This window comes from Hyella patelloides LEGE 07179 (assembly GCF_900659865.1).
GTDB classification, from domain to species: Bacteria; Cyanobacteriota; Cyanobacteriia; order Cyanobacteriales; family Xenococcaceae; genus Hyella; species Hyella patelloides.
Map to the genome: position 1 here is coordinate 15,850 of NZ_LR213801.1, position 21,102 is coordinate 36,951.

At 37.0% G+C, this 21,102-nt stretch carries 10 protein-coding genes; 4 read left to right on the forward strand and 6 right to left on the reverse strand.

Annotated elements, in window-relative coordinates; genetic code table 11:
- Positions 1-164 precede the first annotated feature (164 nt).
- The 4 genes from H1P_RS07980 to crtH all read right to left on the reverse strand — a co-directional run bounded on the left by H1P_RS07980 (position 165) and on the right by crtH (position 11,096).
- Positions 165-5,831, reverse strand: coding sequence for a GAF domain-containing protein (locus H1P_RS07980; RefSeq protein WP_144865904.1), 5,667 nt, complete (start codon positions 5,829-5,831; stop codon positions 165-167).
- Positions 5,832-6,392: 561 nt separating this feature from the next.
- A complete protein-coding gene (locus H1P_RS07985) occupies positions 6,393-7,352 on the reverse strand; it encodes a chemotaxis protein CheW (protein WP_144865907.1) in 960 nt (319 codons plus the stop codon).
- A gap of 228 nt (positions 7,353-7,580) precedes the next feature.
- The gene (locus H1P_RS07990) at positions 7,581-8,858 is read right to left on the reverse strand and encodes a response regulator (protein ID WP_144865910.1); all 1,278 of its coding nucleotides are present in this window, start codon (positions 8,856-8,858) and stop codon (positions 7,581-7,583) included.
- Between the two features lie 726 nt (positions 8,859-9,584).
- Complete coding sequence (crtH, locus tag H1P_RS07995; protein WP_144865913.1) at positions 9,585-11,096, reverse strand: carotenoid isomerase; 1,512 nt, start codon at positions 11,094-11,096, stop codon at positions 9,585-9,587.
- A gap of 305 nt (positions 11,097-11,401) precedes the next feature.
- On the opposite strand from crtH, the gene H1P_RS08000 reads away from it, so the two are divergent.
- The 4 genes from H1P_RS08000 to H1P_RS08015 all read left to right on the forward strand — a co-directional run bounded on the left by H1P_RS08000 (position 11,402) and on the right by H1P_RS08015 (position 19,472).
- A complete protein-coding gene (locus H1P_RS08000; RefSeq protein WP_144865916.1) occupies positions 11,402-11,593 on the forward strand; it encodes a hypothetical protein in 192 nt (63 codons plus the stop codon).
- A 319-nt stretch (positions 11,594-11,912) separates the two neighbouring features.
- Positions 11,913-14,987: a phosphoenolpyruvate carboxylase gene (gene ppc, locus H1P_RS08005; RefSeq protein WP_144865919.1), complete on the forward strand. Its 3,075-nt coding sequence runs from the start codon at positions 11,913-11,915 to the stop codon at positions 14,985-14,987.
- A 659-nt stretch (positions 14,988-15,646) separates the two neighbouring features.
- On the forward strand, positions 15,647-17,053 hold the full coding sequence (locus tag H1P_RS08010; protein ID WP_144865923.1) for an AAA family ATPase: 1,407 nt from the start codon (positions 15,647-15,649) through the stop codon (positions 17,051-17,053).
- A 268-nt stretch (positions 17,054-17,321) separates the two neighbouring features.
- Complete coding sequence (locus tag H1P_RS08015) at positions 17,322-19,472, forward strand: polyribonucleotide nucleotidyltransferase (RefSeq protein ID WP_144865926.1); 2,151 nt, start codon at positions 17,322-17,324, stop codon at positions 19,470-19,472.
- A 155-nt stretch (positions 19,473-19,627) separates the two neighbouring features.
- Here H1P_RS08015 and H1P_RS08020 read toward each other — a convergent pair whose 3' ends face one another.
- Entirely contained in the window at positions 19,628-20,131 is a 504-nt protein-coding gene (locus H1P_RS08020) for a MogA/MoaB family molybdenum cofactor biosynthesis protein (RefSeq protein ID WP_144865929.1), read from the reverse strand.
- Between the two features lie 106 nt (positions 20,132-20,237).
- The gene (gene psb28 / locus H1P_RS08025) at positions 20,238-20,573 is read right to left on the reverse strand and encodes a photosystem II reaction center protein Psb28 (RefSeq protein ID WP_144865932.1); all 336 of its coding nucleotides are present in this window, start codon (positions 20,571-20,573) and stop codon (positions 20,238-20,240) included.
- Positions 20,574-21,102 lie beyond the last annotated feature (529 nt).

The following is a 21,102-nucleotide window of genomic DNA, read 5'->3' on the forward strand; positions in this document are numbered from 1 at the left end:
TTTTGATTTGAAATTTACTTTTGCAAAAGGTCTATTTATTGGGATTGTAGAGACGCATTATTTATTACGTCCCCACATGATTTATCAATGATTGCTGGTAACTGGTAACTGGTAACTGATTACTGATTACTGATTACTGATTACTAGTCACTGATAACTGAAAATTAGCTAACTTTGAACTGACCTACACTAGCTTCTAACTCTTGAGCAGTGGTTAATAGCTCTTGGAAAGAAGTGGATATTTCTACCGAATCGGCGGAAGTTTTATTAGCTACCGCAGCTAAATCGGTCATGGTTTTGGTTACTGCTTCGGATTGTTCGGTTTGTACTTGAGTTGCTTGGGTAATACCCTGAACTAACTCACTAATTTGGTCTGTCGCAGCCACAATTGCGGTTAAGTCTTGGCGAGTTTCGTTAACTAAGTTTGTACCACCGACTACCTGCTCGATACCTGTATCCATTGCTGCTGATACTGCACTGGTTTCCGTTTGAATTTCCTGTACCAGTTTTTCAATTTCTTTAGTTGCTTCGGCTGATTGTTGCGCTAGAGAGCGTACTTCGTCTGCAACTACTGCGAAACCTCTACCATATTCCCCTGCGCGGGTTGCTTCAATGGCTGCGTTCAGGGATAGTAGCTGGGTTTGAGTAGTGAAGTTACTAATGAGACTGACAACTTTAGAAATCTTTTGAGAAGATTCCGCCAGACGCTTAATTTTCTTACTGGTTTCGGATACTGTTTCGCGGATGGCTAATATACCGTCTACGGTACGGTTCATCGCTGTGTCACCTTTGCGGACGGTTTCGTTAGCTTGTTGGACGGCTACTTCTACCTGTTGGGCATTAGTGGCTACTGCTTGGGTAGTAGCAACCATTTCTTGAATGCGGTCGAGTGCTTTGGTGACTTCTTCTACCTCTTGGTGAGCTTGTTCGGAGAGAACAGAGATTGCCTCTTCACTACCTTTGGAAGTTTCGCCTACTTTAGACGCTGCTGCTTGTACCTGAACGACAATTTTTCTCAGAGATTGTAAGGTATTGTTATAAGCCTCGGCGATTGTTCCTACTTCATCTTCACTAATGGGAGCGCGGACGGTTAAATCTCCTTGGAATGCTGGTTTAACAGATTCCAACATTTGTACTGCTCGTTGTTGTAGCTGCTCTTTAGCTGCTTTTTCACGCTGCGCTGCGTCTTCTAACTGTTCCGATTTCATCTGTAACTGCTCTAGATATTCTGCTTGTTGCAGTACGATCCCTAACTGAGTAGCAATCTGAACTAAGAGGTTAATCTCTCCTTCTTCCCATTGACGAGCTTCGGTGTTTTGATAAGTAGCGAGTAAACCCCAGAGTTTTTCTCCTTTGAATAGAGGAGCAATCGCATAAGCTTTGACACCCCATTGCTGTAATAAGTCGCGGTCAAAGGTTAATTCTGGTGCTTCTTCGATGTTATTAACTGCACTGGTTTCTTTATTGCGGTACTTACCCCCTCTGGTTTCTTGTAAGGAAGCATCTTCGACATAGGAAGCGTCGGTACCTGCTAAACGCAAATAACCACTACCCACATCTTCAATGGTAAATTTACCACTCCAATCGGCATTAAATTGATAAACTGCTACCCTGTCTGCTTTTAGGAGTTGACGTAGTTCTTGAGTTACAGAACGGAATAAAGTATCGGGATTGAGAGTTTTCTGTTGCAGTCTTTCAATGATTCTTTGTCCAATTTTGTAGATAAGACGAATGAAGTTGGTTTCCCTCTCGGCAATCTTGGTTAACTGATCTGACTGTGCTTTTACTTGATCGAGGTAGTTTACCTGACGCAGAGCTAAACCTAACTGTACCCCTACCTGAACAAAGGAATCTACTTCAGCTTGTTCCCAATCTCTAGGTGCGTCGTTTTGGTATGCACCAAGTAAACCCCATAGTTGGCGATCTACAAATACAGGCACAATTATATAAGACCTTGCTTGCATCTGTTCTAATAGCTCTACGTGACAATCAGAATGACCTACGGTATAGATATCTTGAACTACTAGATGGTCATTGTCTTTATAACGACCTCCCTGGGTATCTTGGAGGTGAGAATCTTCAATTACAGGAATAACATCCAAAAGACTCATATAACCTGCTACGGCTGAATCAGCTACAAAGTAACCACTCCAGTCAGGATTAAATTTGTAGAGCGACACACGATCGCATTTGAGCATATTTCGGACATCTTGAGTGGAAATACGGAAAATAGTTTTTCTGTCACTGGAGCGCAACAAACGGCTAGTGAGACGAGCAAAGTTTTTCTCTCTTTCTGCTTGTAGAGATAGTTTCTTAGACTGCTTTTGCATCGCCGTGATGGTTTCTGCTTTTTGAATTGCGATCGCTAAAGGATTGGCAATTTTGAGCAGTACATTAATTTCGCTGTCTTCCCAAACACGAGTACTGTCATTTTGATAAACACACAGCAGACCCCATAGTGTATCACCTTGGAAAATTGGCACATTAATATATGCTTTACACTGGAATTTTTCCAAAGAAGCCAAATAGCACGAAGAGAAGTTCATGGCATAGATATCATCTACACGACGATAGTTATCTCCTTGGTTATACATTCCTCCTTGAGTTTCTTGGAGATAAGTATCTGCATCAAGGTTTTTGGGAGAGCCAAGACGTTTCACACTACAGCGATCGCTGGACATGAGATCGGTTTTCAGGCTGGTATCTTTCTCTTGTTCTTGCATCAAAGATATCCAACCAGTGGCTACAGATTCGGCTAGGATTTCGCCACTCCAGTCGGGATAGAAGTGATAGATTACTGTACGATCTGCTTTGAGTAACTGGCGAATTTCTGTAACCGCAGTACGGAAAATCTGATTAGTTTCTGTAGAGTCTCGTAAGTCGTTGATAATGCGGTCTACTACCTGATCTCTTTCGGCTGATTGAGCGATCGCATCGGACTGTTCTTTAAGTTGAGATACAAATTCTGCTTGCTGTAGTGCTACTCCTAGAGGATTTGCCAAACGAACTAAGACATCTGTCTCTTCTGGTTGCCATTTTCGAGGAGCATCGTTTTGATAAACGCAGAGTAAGCCCCATAGTTTATTACCTTGGAAGATGGGGACGTTAATGTATGCTTTACACTGGAATTTCTCTAAAGAAGCCAAGTAACAAGCAGTAAAGTCCATAGCGTAGATATCATCTACCTGACGAAATTTCTCACCCTGGTTATACATTCCCCCTTTGGTATCTTGGAAATAGGTATCGGGGTCAAGATTTGCAGGGGAATCTTTTTTCTTTACCGAACAGCGATCGCTAGACATTAAGTCAGTTTTGAGACTGCTATCTTTTTCTTGCAGAGTCATCAAGGATATCCAACCAGAAGCAACGGATTCAGCAACTATCTCGCCACTCCAGTCAGGATAGAAGCGATACACTACTGCACGGTCAGCATTGAATAATTGACGAATTTCTTGGGTTGCAGTGCGGAAAATAGTATCAACATCCAAAGATTCGCGAATTTGGTCGGTAATGCGAGCCAGAGTTTTCTCTCTTTGCACAGATTTAGCAACTTTGTCAGCTTCACGCTTCATTTGATCGACAAATTCTGCTTGACGCAACGCTACACCTAAAGGACTGCTGACACGCATCATGAAGTCAACATCAGATTCTTGCCATTGTCTCGGTGCATCGTTTTGATAAACACAGAGTAAGCCCCAAAGTCTATTTTCTTGGAAGATGGGAACGTTAATATAAGCGCGACATTCAAACTTCTCTAAAGTTGCAATATAACAACCAGAGAAGCCCATTGCATAGATATCATTTACCTGACGGAATTTCTGACCTTGATTGTATGTACCACCTTGAGTTTCTTGGAAGTAGGTATCGGGGTCTAATTGTGCGGGCGAGCCATACTGTTTGACAATACAGCGATCGCTAGTCATTAATTCTTCTTTGAGACTACTATCTTTATTCTGCATCTCCATTAGTGCAGCCCAACCAGAAGCGACAGACTCAGCAACTATCTCGCCACTCCAGTCGGGATAGAAACGATAGACTACAGAGCGATCTGCGCTTAAGAATTTACGAATCTCATCAACTGCGGTACGGAATACCACATCTAAGTCTAAAGACTCACGAATGCGATCGTTAATTCTGGTTAAAGTACGTTCTCTCTCAACTGATTGAGCTACTTTTGCTGATTCTGCTGTTAGCTGATCGATAATGTCTGCTTGATTTAATACAGTAGCTAAAGGTGCGCTAAATCTGAGTAAAGTGTTAATCTCTGACTCTTTCCATTCTCTAGGCGCATTGTTTTGATAAACGCAGAATAAGCCCCAAAGTTTCTCCCCTTGGAATAAAGGAATATTAATATATGCCTTGCACTGGAATTTTTCTAAACTATCTAAATAGCAAGGAGAAAAATCCATCTGATAGATATCATCAACACGACGATAGTGAACACCTTGGGTATATAGTCCGCCTTTAGTATTTTTAAAGTAAGTGTCTGTATCCACATTAGGAGGAGTATCCATACTCTTAACAGAACACACATCAGAAGACATTAAATCTTGACGAATACTAGGATCGCGGTCTTGTTCTTGAATTAGAGATATCCAGCCTCCAGCGACAGATTCAGCCACAACTTCGCCACTCCAATCAGGATAGAAGCGATAGACTACAGCGCGATCTGCTTTCAGAATTTGTCTGATTTCTTGAGTAGCTGTTTTGAAGATACCTTTAATATCTCTAGTACGTTGAATTTTACGAATTACTTTATTAACCGCTTCTTCTTGACGAGCCATTGCGTGCAGTTGCTCTTGGAATTCTGCGGGCTGCATTCTCAAGCCTAACTCGTTCACAATTTGATACAGCAGAGTAATTTCGGTTTCTGACCAAGTACGAGATTTACTACACTGTTGAGCTACTAATAGACCCCAAATTTTTTCGTTAAAGCAAATAGGGAAAGCAACACTAGCCTTAACTTGATATTTATCGAGAATTTGTAGCTGATAAGGAGATAGCCCACCTTTTTTAACATCTTCAATGGCTATATACTGCTGTTTTTGGTACTCCTTAGCTTTGTTAGTCCCAAAAGTTAAAGCAGGAACAGTTTCTCCTAACATGGGAGTCCAACCAGTTACCATCGACTCCATGATGACTGTACCAGTGTTAATACCATCAAAATGATAGATGACTACACGGTCAGCTTGTAAGACTTTTTGCAGTTGAGCAGCTACGATACGGAATAAATCTTCTGCATCTTCTGCTTGAGCCATTTGTTTAGCTATAGCTAAAGCCACCTGACGGGCTGCTTTAATTTTACTTTCTACTGCACTAGATAACTGTCCGTTAAACTCTTGTGCGTTTTGGGTTAATTTTTCAATTTGTTCTAGCTGTTCTTGTAAACCAGAGTTTTCTAAATTATCAATTTTGGCTAGTTCTGTTTTGATAGCTGCAATGGTTTGTTGCAGTTCAGAATTTGCTGTGTTATTCGTTTTGTCAATTACTGAAGAGCGATCGTTATTATGACTATTCATTTTACCTTGTATTACTTCTACTAAGTGTTGTATTTCTGATTTAATTGGCTCTAAATTAGCAAGATTATTTATTAGTAAATCTTCTTTTTCTATCCGATCGATAATGTTTGCTTGAAGCTCTATTTGTTCTGAATTATTCTGAGAGCCTAAAACGCTGTAATCACCATTTTCAGAGCTTTTCCCACGGGGGGGGGGGGTATTAATACTTAGTTCTTTTTTTGTTTGATTTTTTAACTCTAACTCGGACTCTTTTTGCTGTTTTTTAGAATATTCAATCTCGATGTTTTCTTGAGGATAACTAGAATTACTCATTAAATTAAAATCCTTGAAAAATTCAATACTTTTTGACAAAATTTTCTAAGAAAACACACAATATAATTACACTTGTATATTTTTCTTTTCTTGAGAATATTTAACATTATAATCAATAAAAAATACATTGTAAATAATTAAATAAATTTCTAAAAATAAAGTAATAAATTAATATTATTTACTAAGTATTGACGGTTTTATAGATTATTGTTAAATATAGTATTTCTTAAATACATGAGGTGTAAATTAGCTTGTTTAAGGAATAGGAAATAGGGATTAAAGATAATGAGCGAAATTCTTTTGAAAAATCGCTACAATATTACTAAGAATTGAACGATTGAACTTTGCTTCACAAATAAAATATAGCAAATGCTATATTTTTTGATAATAATATGATATGTAGCTAATAAATATTATTTCAAAGTAAAAAAACTAGAGCTTCTTTTTTTTATAATGTCTGCCTAAAAATAATTTTTTATCTGCTTTCGTAAAAAATAATTACTAATAAAATTTATCTAAAGATTTATCGCTAATATAATTCGACAATGATTCTAGTAAAAATTAATTATGACAGTATAATTTTAACTTAGAATCTTCAATTAAAGAGTTAATATCCAGTACTGGGCTACTAGAACGGATTAAATATCCTTTTAAAAAAGGTAAAATATTTGGAGAAAATAATTCTTCTGAAGGATATTGCATTTCCTGTAAATCATGCATTTCAATATCTACAACTTTCGGGACAACAATACCTAAATGTTTATCTTCATTTTGAACAATAATTACAGTGAGAGTAGGAAGATCGTTATTTAAAGTAATACCAGTTTTACCTGTAAGAGCAGTAGTAGTTTTAATAGCCAATTCCGCAGGAGAATTAATACCTTGAATAAATTCTGTGCTGGAAATAAAACCTAATTGCGCTCCTAAATCGACCAACCAAAGTATTTCTCCTCGATAGTTATAAATACCAATTAAGCAATCAGCCATATGAGGTACAGGAAGAATTCCCATTAAAGGAATATTTAGTACTTCTTTAACATTTTTGAGAGGTAAAAGTGCAGTGTCTTCTGGGCTAAAGTAAAAACGTAAAAATTTAGATAGTTCGCTTTGTTTGTTTGAAGAAGTCGTAATTGCTGGTGATGAACCTGTTTTCAAACCTTGACTCAACCAATCTGCAACAGAGAGACTATGATTATCTGATGGTGGAGATTGAGTAATTGTTATTTCTTCACACCATGCAGGAGTAACCTGACCTACTTGTCTACCATACAGTCTTACTGCTTTGACTGACTCTGAAGCACAATCACTAAATTCTTGACGAATGATTTCTACCATCTCTTCTTGGTTTGGGCTTTGTGCTGCTTCCAGTAAAATACCCAAATAAGCATTTTTCCAGGCTACTTTAGCTCTGATTCCTTGGGGTGCAAAATAACGATTCAAAGAATCTGCGATATTTTCAGGGTTTCCTTGTTTAATTGATGTGGAAATCTCATGTGTTTGATTTTTGAAATTAGAATTCATGTCATTTTGCTGAGATAGAAGTTTATTGAAAAATTTAGAGAGTTTGCTATTTTTATAGATAAAAAACGAAGAGCTAGCAAAGAAGATTGAAGTGTAGTTAGCAGATGTGATAACTATCTACTGAGTCATGCAACATTAAATTCAAAGTATGAAACAAAGCATAAATAAGAACAACGATGTGACCATCAGTTTCTACTTTTATTGGTAACTTTAATTATCTTTACTTACTTAAGCTTGTTTTCCTACTAAAGAAGTAGTACTCGGATTATTGATTGCTGATTTTTGATAATTATTGATATATTTATTAATAGTGCTAACAATTTTGTCTTTTTCAATGGGTTTACTCATAAAATCGGATGCTCCTGCCATTTTTGCCCTTACTCGGTCAATTACACCGTCATTTCCTGTAAGAATTACCACTGGCGTTTCTTGAAACAAAGATACTCTTCTAATCTGAGAACATAATTCATAACCATTAGTAATTGGCATTACTAAATCAAGAAAAATTAAGTCTGGTTTTTGCTCTAATAGCACTGGTAAAGCTTGAATTGATTCTCGGATACTGACAAAACGATAACTCGTAGAATTAATGATTTTACACATTTCCTGACAGACTATAGGGCTATCATCAATACAAACTATGAGGGGTTGTTTTTCACGAATAACTTCTCTTTTACTCTCACTTTTTGGACTTGGAGTATTAACAGTTTTAACTTTAGAAGATACCGAATTTACAATTGCCAAATATTCGTCTTTAACTTCTTTTAATTCTAAATAGCCATTGTCAATATAGCTACTGAAAGAACGTAGCAAAGTTAATGCTTCTTGTTTGGTAGAAACAGCTAAGTCTCGGATAGTTTTCTTCCCATCTACTAAAAAAGAAAGTTTGAGATAAGTATTACTATTAGTTGCATTTTCAAGACTTTCATCATCTATAATATTCAGAGCCATATTAGGAGAATAGGCTGTTAAATCAGCTTTTAACCAGGAATTCCAATTTGCTTCGCTGTTGCGGTAAATATTCTCTGAGTTTAAACTGACAATTGGTTTTTTTAAAAGAACACTTTTGAGAATAGCTCTCATGGGGTGTTGAGAACTTTCACTAATGTATTCGATTTTTTTTATTTCTGATAAGTATTGAAAGAGATCGAATAAAACTTCTTCTGCTATTTCTCTAATAATTGCTTCAAGATTTTCTACTGTAACTTGATTGCGTTTATGCAGTACAACCAAAATTAAATAGCCCCATAATTCAGAAATCTCTTTTTCTCTAAGTTGAATTTGCTGACAGTTAACTTTAGGGCAGTGCTTATTGATAATACGGTACAATCGCCTCAAGCGATGTTTGCTAGAAGTAGCCCAAATCAAAGAGCCAGATTGAAAATAAAAGTTCCAATATTCTTCGCTAGCTATTTCTACATAAATTTTAGAGTTTTCTTGAGATTGGAGAGCTAAGTCAAATTTTGATTTGAGGCTTGTCGCATTAGACAGATTATAAGAGTCCACTATTTTTCGAGCTTGGCTAATTGTAATAATTAAATCAATAATTACAGTTTAGTCAGTAATCATGGAAAACAACTCAGTATATATCTTGATTTATTTTGACGTAAACTTAGCTTTTTTTGGATTAGAAGCTATTTTGATTCAATACTATAAGTATTATTTAATAATTAATCAGTGTATACTTTGAAACATTATGCGATCGCCATAACTAAATACATTAACTTAATGCAACTTAGTGTAAATTTGTTTAACCACTAACTTCGCAAAATTCTGTTTAAATAGTAATTGAAGCTGTTTTTTTAGCGTTTTTTGGAATACTCGTAAAATTGCTTAAGTAAAAATAATTAATCCAAAGTATTAAGTGTGCTTGAAATCGATAAGACTAATATTTTTGCGATCTAAGATACAAACAAACCAAAGCAGAAACAACCATTTTTAAAGTATTTCAGCTTAATATAAACTCAAGTATATTTTCATAAATAAAATTGAAGTATGGCTTGTTTAACAGGGCTTTTTTAGTGCAAATAGCAAGCATAATGATGCAGATGAAGAAGTGTGATCGAATTTAATTTTGCTAGAAATTAACCTTGTTTATCTTTGATTTTGGGTTTAAAATCCTTAGCTTAATTTTGCGATCTCAGTCTGTGACTAGTGGTAAGCTGCAATCTCTCACTAATTACTAATCCTGGCTCGTTGACTTGGTGATTTCTGAAACTAGCTGTTCATCAATTAATGAGCTATGCCTAAATCAACAGCTATTCTATGGCTACAACTTATGCCAGAAAATGCCACAGCATTTAAACCCTGACCGGGAAATGTGCTATCTCCCACACAGTATAATCCAGAAATTGCAGTACGGTTAAAAGGCATTCCCAGTAACCCTCGTAACTGACGACTGGGAATAGCACCATAAGTGCCATCTACTCGATTTAAAAAACGGCGATGGGTGCGGGGTGTACCTACTTCTTGAAAATCTAAACCCTGAGCTAATCCTGGGAAAATAGTTTCTAGACGATTAATAATGTTAGCAGCAGCAGACTCTTTTTGTGCTTCATACTGTTGGGGGGTTAACTTTTGCCAGTCTGCTATCCAACTGGGGGTAAAAGTATGAATAATATGATAGCCTTCTGGAGCTAAAGAAGGATCGAGCAGAGTCGGGATAGAAACAAAAATTGTACCCGTTGGTTGTTCCATTTGCTCCCAACTTTCTAACAAGACATGGTGACACTCTGCATTAGGGGGTAAGACTTCTGCGGAGACTCCTAAATGAAGACTGAGAAAACTGGGAGATTTTTGATATCTGTGTTGCCATTTTACTTCTTTGGTGGGCATCGCTTCCGATGGAAGAAGTTTATTAAAGGTATCCCAACGAGTTGCATTAGAGACAATACGTCGAGCGAAATATTCTTTTCCGTTTGTTAGCTTGACTCCTACTGCTTGCTTACCTTCAAGCACAATTTTAGATACTCTGGCTTTATACTGTATCTCGCCACCAAATTTAGTTAATCCTGCAACCAGTTTTTGAGCAATTTGCCCTACTCCCCCTTGAGGATAACGAACTCCTCCATAATGGCGATCGCTAAAAACCATCCCTGCATTAATAGCAGGAGTACCAGATGCGGGCATTACCGACCAGCAATAGCATTCTAAATCAATAAATCTTAATAAAACGGGGTCTTTGAGATGGCGACGTGCTATATCCCCGACATTTTGCGGTAAATATTTTGCTAAACCCAAACAAGCGAAAGGATTCTGAAAAAAGACACGAGCTATATAGCGGGGTTCTTCGAGAGATAATAACTCAATTTTGTTAAGACAGTTAAAAATACTCCAACATTCGTCATAAAAAGCAGGAATTCCTTTGGCTTCATGGGGAAATAAAACAATCAACTCTTGCAAAAACTTCTCATAATTGTAGTGTACTTTGAGTTGTAAATTGTTGGGCAGATGGTAATGGATTTGTACGGGATCGGCAATAGTGTTAAGGCTCATATCTACTGCTGCTAAAGCTTTAGTTAAAAGATTAGTTGTCCCTTTACTCCCAAAACCAAAGATCATGGAAGCTCCCACATCAAAGCGATAGCCTTCTCTTTCAAAGTAACCCGCGCTACCCCCAGGGATGATGTAACTTTCTAAAACTAAAACTTTTGCGCCTTTGGCTGCTAGCTGAGTTGCGGTTACTAATCCTCCAATACCAGAGCCAATTACAATCACATCGTAATCAGAAGAATTCACACTCATAAACTTAAAATTTGCTCGAATATAAAAGCTAACCAGTATTTAAGTGTACCGCCAAAAAAAAACAGGAGAGTTGTCTTTACTTAAATTAAAGACCTCACCTGCCGATTCCTTGAGAGGAGAACACTAAAGACTAATATACAGATTATTAGCAATTTTTGTCAATAGCTAATGATTATATTTAGCAATAAAACCTATTGAGTCTAAATTAGAAGTAAGGTATTTTATTGATCTAAGACTAACTGTGGTAAAAGCAGATAGATAACTACAAGAGCGATCTAGACAAAATTCAATGGGGAAAAATAGAAATGAAATCAAATAGTACAACAACAAAGCTTTCTTTGATAGGTTTGAGCTTAGCTACTAGCCCTTTCATGATGGCTATTTTAGTATTGCATTTTTTAGGAGAATGGTTAGAGGGTATGGGCAAAATGAGTGAAGAAGTATTTCGTGCCGATCAACTACCTTTACTGCATTTTTCGGAAAAAAAGTCTTTTTAGAAAAAATCTTAAAAGATAATGATGAATAGCGTATTGTAGTAGCTTTTACGATTCAAAACAGCCAACATACAGTATATTACTTCTGAGAGCAATTGCTAAAAGTCTTAATTGAGGTCATTGATAGGTGCTTATTGCGATCGCTCTTAGGGAAAGCTGTTTGTATCGTATTTTGCTACTGCTTAAATTACCAAAATCTTTTTAGGTAATTGTCTTGTTTGTTTTCAGTTTGTTGATAAAGTTGCTGAATTGGCGACTTTACAAATTAGAATAATTATTTTCTAATAAATAAAGCATAAGATTCTTCATAGTTGGGGTATTTATGAGTTCGCTGCTTCAAGTTTCTTCTTCAGAGGTTAATAAGCTTTCTAAAGCTCACCTATTATTGCGTCATCGATTGAAGTTGATCGAAGAATTATGGGAGTCGGTGTTGCGCTCCGAATATGGGCAAGAAATGGTAGATTTGCTCCAGAAAATGCGTAAAGTATCTTCTCCTGAAGGTCAAGTTCAAGATTTACCCCAATCCTCTGTACCCGAGTTAATTGAGAGTTTACCGATTGAAGATGCGATTCAAGCTGCTCGTGCTTTCGCTCTTTATTTTCAGTTAATCAATATCGTAGAACAACACTATGAGCAGAACGAACAAAAGATATTTCGTAGAGAAAATGGCAGCAATGGAGCATCAAGTCAGATATCTTCAGAATATGGAAATTTAAGCAGCATTGAAAATGGTAAAGAATCGGCTTTTGGCGTACCTGGTGCTGATGGTTTAGAAGAAATTTGGGTAGAACAGAGTAACAGTTGGAATAAAGCAGGAACTTTTCAATGGCTATTTCCCCATTTGAAAAAGATCAATATGCCACCACGAATGTTGCAAAGACTTCTAACTGAGTTAGACATTCGCTTAGTGTTTACTGCACATCCGACAGAAATTGTACGTCATACCATCAGGAAAAAACAACGACGAATTTCTAATATTTTGAGAAGAATGGACTCTGCCGAAGATCAGAATGCCGATCGTGGGATGAGTAGCTCTTGGGAAACTGAGGAAGCTGTTGCCGAATTAACTGAAGAAATTCGTTTATGGTGGCGTACTGATGAGTTGCATCAATTTAAGCCTAAAGTACTGGACGAAGTAGACTATGCATTACACTATTTCCAAGAAGTGCTATTTGATGTCGTTCCCCAGTTAGCTCATCGTTTACGGCAATCTTTGAAAAGTACTTTTCCTCACTTAACTCCGCCAAACCACAAATTTTGTTATTTTGGTTCTTGGGTAGGATCGGATCGTGATGGCAATCCTTTTGTAACTCCAACAGTGACATGGGAAACTGCTTGTTATCAAAGAGGAATTGTTTTAAACAAATATCTGCAATCAGTAGAACAATTACGAGAATTGCTCAGTTTATCTCTTCACTGGAGTAAAGTTTTACCAGAGTTATTAGATTCTTTAGAGCGAGATCGCCAAAGAATGCCAGAAATTTATGAAAACCTGGCAATGCGTTATCGTCAAGAACCTTATCGCCTAAAACTAGCTTACATTTCTCAAAAACTCCAAAAAACTTGCGATCGCAATAAAATTTTAGCCAACCAAGAAGGCAAACCTCAACAAGAAAATATTTACCATACGGAAACCGACTTTTTAACAGATTTAAAACTGATTCAAAACAGTCTGGCACAAACATCCCTTCATTGTCGCGAATTAGATAGTTTGATTAGTCAGGTAGAAATTTTTGGTTTTACTCTAACTCAACTAGATTTTCGCCAGGAATCATCGGTTCATTCTGATGCAATCACAGAGCTTGTTGCATATTTAGGAATTTTAGACCAACCCTACAATGAACTAACCGAAACGGAGAAAGTTGCTTGGTTAGTCGAAGAATTACCCACTCGTCGTCCTCTAATTCCCAGAGAAATGCCTTTCTCTGAAAGAACCAAAGAAGTTGTAGATACCTTTCAGATGCTGAAAAAGCTACAGCGAGAATTCGGCTTAGGTATCTGTCATACTTACATTATCAGTATGACCAATGATGTCAGTGACGTTTTAGAAGTCATGCTATTAGCACAGGAAGCAGGTTTATACGATCCTGGTAGTGGTCGGATTAACATACGGATTGTACCTCTATTTGAAACTGTAGATGACTTAAAACACGCTCCTTCGGTAATGAAGGACTTATTTGAGCTTGAACTATATCGAGCAGCTTTAGCTGGCGGTTATAACCAATTAGCAACGGCTTCTAAGGAAACAACAGAAGATATTGGACTACCACCTCTAGAACCTACCCATTTACAAGAGGTAATGTTGGGCTACTCTGACAGTAATAAAGATTCTGGCTTTTTAAGTAGTAACTGGGAAATCCATAAAGCGCAGAAAGCACTAGAAAAAGTAGCTACTCAATACGGTGTTTCTTTGCGACTATTCCACGGTAGAGGCGGTTCAGTTGGCAGAGGTGGGGGACCAGCTTATGCAGCTATTTTGGCGCAACCCACGGATACAATTAAAGGGCGCATCAAAATTACCGAACAGGGAGAAGTTCTAGCTTCTAAGTATTCTTTGCCAGAGTTAGCACTCTATCACCTAGAAACTATAACCACAGCAGTCATTCAATCTAGCTTATTAGGTAGTGGTTTCGATCGAGTTAAACCTTGGCATCAAATCATGGAAGAATTGGCAACACGCTCTCGGAAAGCCTATCGTTCTCTTATTGAACAGCCAGATTTTGTTGATTTCTTTCTTTCTGTAACTCCCATAGATGTTATTAGTCAATTACAAATTGGCTCTCGTCCTTCTAAACGTCCAGGAAAAAAAGGTAGTAATCAAAAAAAAGATATCAGTAGTTTAAGAGCAATTCCTTGGGTATTTAGCTGGACGCAAAGCCGTTTTCTCTTACCTGCTTGGTATGGTATTGGTTCTGCTTTACAAGAGTTTTTAGGACAAGAACCTACTAAAAATTTAAATCTGTTGCGCTATTTTTATGTTAAATGGCCCTTCTTCCGCATGGTAATTTCTAAGGTAGAAATGACTCTTGCCAAAGCAGATTTACAAATAGCAGAACATTACGTCAATAAACTATCTTCTAAGGAAGACCAAGAGCGTTTTCAGAAGTTGTTTGCTCAAATTACCGATGAATATAACTTAACCAAAGAAATAATTCTCAAAATTAACGGTCAGAACAAACTACTTGATAGCGATCCTGAACTACAACGTTCTGTCCAATTAAGAAACGGAACAATTGTTCCTTTAGGTTTTTTACAAGTAGCACTAATTGAACGTTTGCGTCAATATAGTAAAGACGATGAATTGGTTCATTTTCGTCCTTTTAGTAAGGAAGAATTGCTTAGGGGTGCAATGCTAACCATTAATGGTATTGCTGCGGGAATGAGAAATACAGGCTGATTCGTTGAGAAATGAAATTCAGATTTTTCTGATTTTAAGAAATGTTGTAATTTGTTGACATTAGATGCCTAAATTTTGTGCAGAGGTGTATAGTGATATGTCTCTGCATTATTTTTATGAGTAATTAAATGAGCTTGTACCAATTTTTTTGAGAGTTGGAGACTAATAATATAGTAGAGTGCCTAGTTTAATTTATTGGGTAGTTTAAATTGAAGAGGAAAATTTTAGAATGTGTAGAGCCAACTCGTGCCTTTTTTCGCGCCATCAAGGTCTGACCGCTTTTTTTATCCTGTAGGTTAGCTTGTCAACACCTTGATTGGAGATGCTCATCACGCCGAGAGCATCCCTCGCAGTCAATTCATGAATTGACCCTACAATTACAACCCAGTATTCTAGTCCAGACACGCTACTATAATTTATTATTAATCTATCCAGCAAATGCATGATAAATGGGATTAATACGAACCAAAAAAACTTTAAATAAATTGAGAAAATACTTTACTTAAAAACTCTGCAACATACATCTGAATTGTTAAAATTTTTTATTCAATAAAGTCAAGCTATACAAAAGCTTTCTTAAGATAGATTATTGATTAATTTGAATAACATAAAATAGATCAAAAGATAAAATTCACGTCACTATAAGCAATAACTTTAATATGGCACGTGGCTCTTTACAACTAAATAGCGAATGGAAAACCAAAGTAGAAGAATCCTTGGCGATTAAGCAACTAACTCAAAAATTGATTGCTGAACAATTAAATATTTCTAAATCATCAGTTTCTAAATTTATTAATGGAAAACCCATTGCAGCTAATAATTTTATTCGGATTTGTCAAGAAATTGGATTAGATTGGGGACTTGCTTCTCAAGAAGAACCTCAGAAAAATGATTTTGAAAATTTTAAATTTAAAACTACTAATTTTAAGTCTAATCCAGGGGGAGAAATTGCTCCTCAAGAAATTATCGGTAGAGAAAGATTAATTCGGCAAATTTGGGAAATATTAGAGCAACAAAGCTTAATTTTTGTTGGAGAAAGAAGAATTGGTAAAAGTAGTACTCTTAAGAAAATGGCATCGGAAGATAATGATAAAATGCTGCCAATATATAGAGATTTAGAAGGTATTAGAACTCCCATAGAATTTGTGGAAAAAGTGTGGCAAGATATTGAACTTCATCTTCCAGAAGAAGGTAAAGCCACAAAAGTCAGAAACTTTTTAAGCCAATTACAAGCAACTCAATTTACAGGATTTCACTTTACCGAAATAGCAGAATCGCATTGGAAGAGTTTATTAACCTTTGCTATTGAAGACTTAGTAAAGATGCAGAATAAACAAATAGTTTTTATTTGGGATGAAATACCCCATATGCTGGAAAACTTTGCCGATCGCTCTGCAATGGAAATGCTCGATACCTTGCGATCTTTAAGACAAACTTATCCTGATATTAGAATGGTTTTTTCTGGCTCTATTGGCTTACATCACATCTTTAAAAACTTACAAAAAGCTGGCTATCGTAACGATCCTACTAATGATATGTATACTATTGATGGTCAACCGTTAACTTTAGAAGATGCTATGAAGTTAACTATTCATTTAATCGAGGGAGAAAATATAGCAACTTTTAATGTTGAGAAATCTGCCAGAGATATTGCAGAAGCAGTAGACTGTATTCCTTTTTATATTCATCATTTAGTTAATCAGTTAAAAACGCTAAAAGAAGAAGTAACCCATAGCGTAATTATTAACACTATTGAAGAATGTTTACACAACCCTCTTAATCCTTGGAAAATGGATCACTATCGAGAAAGAATTGATAATTATTACACTGAAGATCAAAAGCCCTATGTGTTAAATATTTTAGACTTATTAGCTATTAATCCGCCCACTACTTTTACCAAGTTATGGCAAGTTCTCTATAACGATCCAGAAACTAATAATAAAGAAATGGCACGTACTATTATTAGATTACTGATGAAAGATTACTATCTAATTCAAACAGGAAGTATCTATAGTTTTCGCTATCAGTTAGTGCAGCAATATTGGAAACTTTCTAGAGGAATATAATCAATTAACAGCTATTAGTTTTAGTTATCAGTTATCAGTCATTAGTCAAATGATGAATTATTAAGGATTAGATAATAAATATTTGTATTATTTTCTCATCCCTGATAATTCATCTCTTAACTCACTATTGCAAAAATTAAGATAACTAAATAAATATACATAAAACTACGGCACAAATTAAGATGAAAAAATAGCAACTTGGAATTCAGATAATGTTAGGATCGCGGAGAGACCAAGAAATAGAGAAAGAATAAGGAAAATAAACTGAATGCAAGAAATTGATAAATCCATACCCTTTGATGGTAGGGATATTAGTCTGAAAGTAGGCTTGCTCGCACCACAAGCAGGCGGTTCAGTATTAATCCAAGCGGGAGACACAGCAGTTTTAGTCAACGCCACCCGAGCCCAAGGAAGAGAAGGAATAGATTTTTTACCATTAATTGTTGATTATGAAGAAAAATTATATGCAGTAGGAAAAATACCAGGGGGGTTTTTACGTAGAGAAGGTAGACCTCCAGAAAGAGCAACCCTAACCAGTCGCTTGATAGATCGCCCACTGCGTCCTTTGCTTCCTTCTTGGTTAAGAGATGATATTCAAATTGTAGCAACTACTTTATCTTTAGATGAAGATGTACCACCAGATGTCTTAGCGGTCACGGGTGCTTCGGTGGCGGTGCTGTTGGCGCAAATTCCTTTTTATGGTCCAATGGCAGCAGTGAGAGTAGGCTTAATTGGAGATGATTTTATTCTCAATCCTTCCTATCGGGAAGTCGAGCAAGGAGAACTAGATTTAGTGGTCGCTGGTAGTCCTGATGGCGTAATCATGGTAGAAGCAGGAGCTAACCAACTACCAGAAGAAGATATTATCGAAGCGATTGATTTTGGTTACGAAGCAGTCCAAGAATTAATTCAGGCTCAAAGAGACTTAATTAAAGAGCTAGGGATTGAGATTGTCAAAGCTGAACTCCCTGAAGAAAATGAAGCTTTAAAACAGTTTATCAGCGATCGCGTAACTGACGATATTAAGCAAATTCTTTCTAAGTATGACTTGGATAAAAAAGGTCGTGACACTGCCTTAGATGTTATTAAAGCAGAGAAAATTGAATCAGAGATCGCCGAATTGCCAGAAGAAGACCCCATCAAAACTGCTACTATAGAAGATTCTAAAGCGATCGGCAAATACTTTAAAGCTCTTACCAAAAAGCTGATGCGAAGTCAGATTGTTGAAGACGGAATTAGGGTAGATGGACGAAAACTAGATGAAGTACGCCCCATTTCCTGTCAAGTAGGATTGCTCCCCCGTAGGGTTCATGGTTGCGGACTCTTTAAAAGAGGACTGACCCAAGTTCTTTCTCTGGCAACTTTAGGTACTTCAGGAGATGCCCAAGACTTAGGAGACGATCTCCATCCCACATCAGAAAAACGCTATCTGCATCACTATAACTTTCCTCCTTTTTCTGTAGGAGAAACTAAACCTTTACGTTCTCCTGGTCGTCGCGAAATTGGTCATGGTGCATTAGCAGAACGTTCTTTGATGCCAGTGTTACCCTCTCAAGAAGAATTCCCCTATGTATTGCGGGTAGTCTCCGAAGTCTTATCTTCCAACGGCTCTACCTCGATGGGTTCGGTATGTGGTTCGACTCTCTCTTTGATGGATGCAGGTGTTCCCATTACTAAACCTGTTAGTGGAGCAGCAATGGGGTTAATTAAAGAAGAAGATGAGGTGCGTATCCTGACTGATATTCAAGGAATTGAAGACTTTCTAGGCGATATGGACTTTAAAGTTGCAGGGACAGATAGCGGTATTACTGCTTTGCAAATGGATATGAAGATTACGGGATTGTCAATGGACATCATAGCCAAAGCAATTCATCAGGCATTACCCGCAAGAATGCATATCCTAGAGAAAATGCTCGAAGCGATTGATAAACCTCGTGAAGAACTTTCTCCCTTTGCACCAAGATTATTAACCCTCAAAATCGATCCCGATCTGATTGGCATGGTTATTGGCCCTTCTGGTAAAACCATTAAAGCTATTGTGGAACAAACCGATTCTAAAATTGATATTGAAGATGATGGTACGGTAATTATTGCAGCAGTAGAAGCAGAAAAAGCTGAAAGAGCGAAAAAACTGATCTACAATATGACTCGCAAACTAAATGAAGGAGATGTTTATCTGGGAAAAGTAACCAGAATCATCGATATCGGTGCATTTGTGGAAGTGTTACCAGGCAAAGAAGGCATGATCCATATTTCTCAACTAGCAGAAGGCAGAGTGGGTAAAGTGGAAGATGAAGTGGCTGTAGGGGATGAAATTGTGGTGAAAGTTCGCAACTTTGACAACAAAGGTCGCCTTAACTTGACTCGCTTGGGTATCCATCCTGATGAAGCAGCCAAAGCTAGAGCGGAAGCAGAATAATCAGCGAACAGTGACCAGTTATTAGTCATCAGTGAATAGTGAACAGTGCAATTCAATAAACAGTTTCATTGAACTGCTATCTTAAAAATACTTCCTTTTTTATCAAGCGAGTATTTAAACCTAAAAGTTGGTGATAACTGATAACTGATAACCGATCACTGTTGTAACTGTTTAACTAAGTGAACTACTTCTGGCAAAATAAGCTCTGTCATACCTAGCTTGACTGCATTAGAAGAGCCTGGAAGAGAAAAAATTAGTTTATCTTGGTAGACACCTGCGATCGCTCTTAAAGCGATCGCTCTTGAACCAATATCGTGAAAACTAAGATGGCGGAAAATTTCCCCGAATCCTGGTAAAGTTTTATCTAGTAAACTAGCGATCGCATCATAAGTAGTGTCTCTCGGTGCAATTCCCGTACCACCATTAAAAATAAACACATCTGAAGGAGTATCCTTAGATAACTGTTTTATTTGGTCTTTAATTGCCTTTGGTTCGTCCTCTACAATGCCATAAGCAGCTATCTCATGACCAGCATCAGTCAATAATTGCTGAATGATTTGACCACTTTTATCAGTTTCTTCTGTACGAGTATCGCTCACTGTAATAACGACACATTGAAGAGTAACTCCTTCTTTATCTGGGTGAGGTTTGTAATTCATCAACCAAATTAAATTACTAAATATCTACAATTTTCTTGGTAAGCAGCAACCAGTAAGAGGATTTAATAACCGATTGATTGCTGGTCACTCGTAACTGATTACTGAATTAGGATTTTTCTAAACCCAAACCATTTTCTTCTGCATATCGTTCCATAAAACGTAGGAAACGTTCCCACTCAGCAGCAGAAGTCATAATTAATTTTGATTCGATAGCGGAAGGTTTACCGTTAATAAATTTTCCTTTAACGTCGCGACTAACAATTTCCCCTTCACTATCCACCAGATATAAACCCGTGATTTCTACCGTGCTAGTATCAGCAAGAGCATCAGGGGCATCGAAATAGAAAGTAGCTGTACCACCATCTTTATTACGGGAGCGTGTAACTTTAATATTAGGGACTACGCTTTCTTTTGTCCCTTTAGAAAATTGGATTTCTGCCATAATTTTTCTTTAAATTCATTTAATATGTTTTTAACTATCTTCTCATATCTCTGCTACCGAGATACGTAAGCGAGATTTTTTTACATTGATGAGAGTTTAACCGTGTCCAGTTTGAAGATGAGGGATGCTAAGGTTTCCTTTGCTTATGAGGGGTTACAAGAGGTTGTCATTCATCTGAAACGGTCGTTACGAGGAGACTACTAAACTCTGTTCGCCTCGTCCAATAACCTTGTTGAAACCCGTAGTTTTCAAAATCACTATTCGAGGGATTGCGGTGCGCGTTCTTTTGCCTACCAATCAACCATCAAGTTGTTTGGGCGATCGCCAATAATTAGATTCAATAAATTTACGGATATAATCTCAATAATTTTGCATATAATACCAATTATCGAAAGTAATAAGAGACTTAGTACAGTGGGGAAAAGGGGAAAGGGAAAAGGTTAAAGCTTTATATAACGAGCCTTTCTCCCTTTACCTTTAACCTTTAACCATCCCAACTATCTATCTGACTATTTTTGATAAATGGTAT

Excerpts from the sequence above, each read along its gene's own strand:
- H1P_RS08000 (WP_144865916.1), top strand. The coding sequence starts at position 11,402 with ATGAAATCAAATAGTACAACAACAAAGCTTTCTTTGATAGGTTTGAGC.
- H1P_RS08010 (WP_144865923.1), top strand. The coding sequence starts at position 15,647 with ATGGCACGTGGCTCTTTACAACTAAATAGCGAATGGAAAACCAAAGTA.
- crtH (WP_144865913.1), bottom strand. The coding sequence starts at position 11,096 with ATGAGTGTGAATTCTTCTGATTACGATGTGATTGTAATTGGCTCTGGT.
- ppc (WP_144865919.1), top strand. The coding sequence starts at position 11,913 with ATGAGTTCGCTGCTTCAAGTTTCTTCTTCAGAGGTTAATAAGCTTTCT.
- H1P_RS07985 (WP_144865907.1), bottom strand. The coding sequence starts at position 7,352 with ATGAATTCTAATTTCAAAAATCAAACACATGAGATTTCCACATCAATT.
- H1P_RS08020 (WP_144865929.1), bottom strand. The coding sequence starts at position 20,131 with ATGAATTACAAACCTCACCCAGATAAAGAAGGAGTTACTCTTCAATGT.
- psb28 (WP_144865932.1), bottom strand. The coding sequence starts at position 20,573 with ATGGCAGAAATCCAATTTTCTAAAGGGACAAAAGAAAGCGTAGTCCCT.
- H1P_RS07980 (WP_144865904.1), bottom strand. The coding sequence starts at position 5,831 with ATGAGTAATTCTAGTTATCCTCAAGAAAACATCGAGATTGAATATTCT.
- H1P_RS08015 (WP_144865926.1), top strand. The coding sequence starts at position 17,322 with ATGCAAGAAATTGATAAATCCATACCCTTTGATGGTAGGGATATTAGT.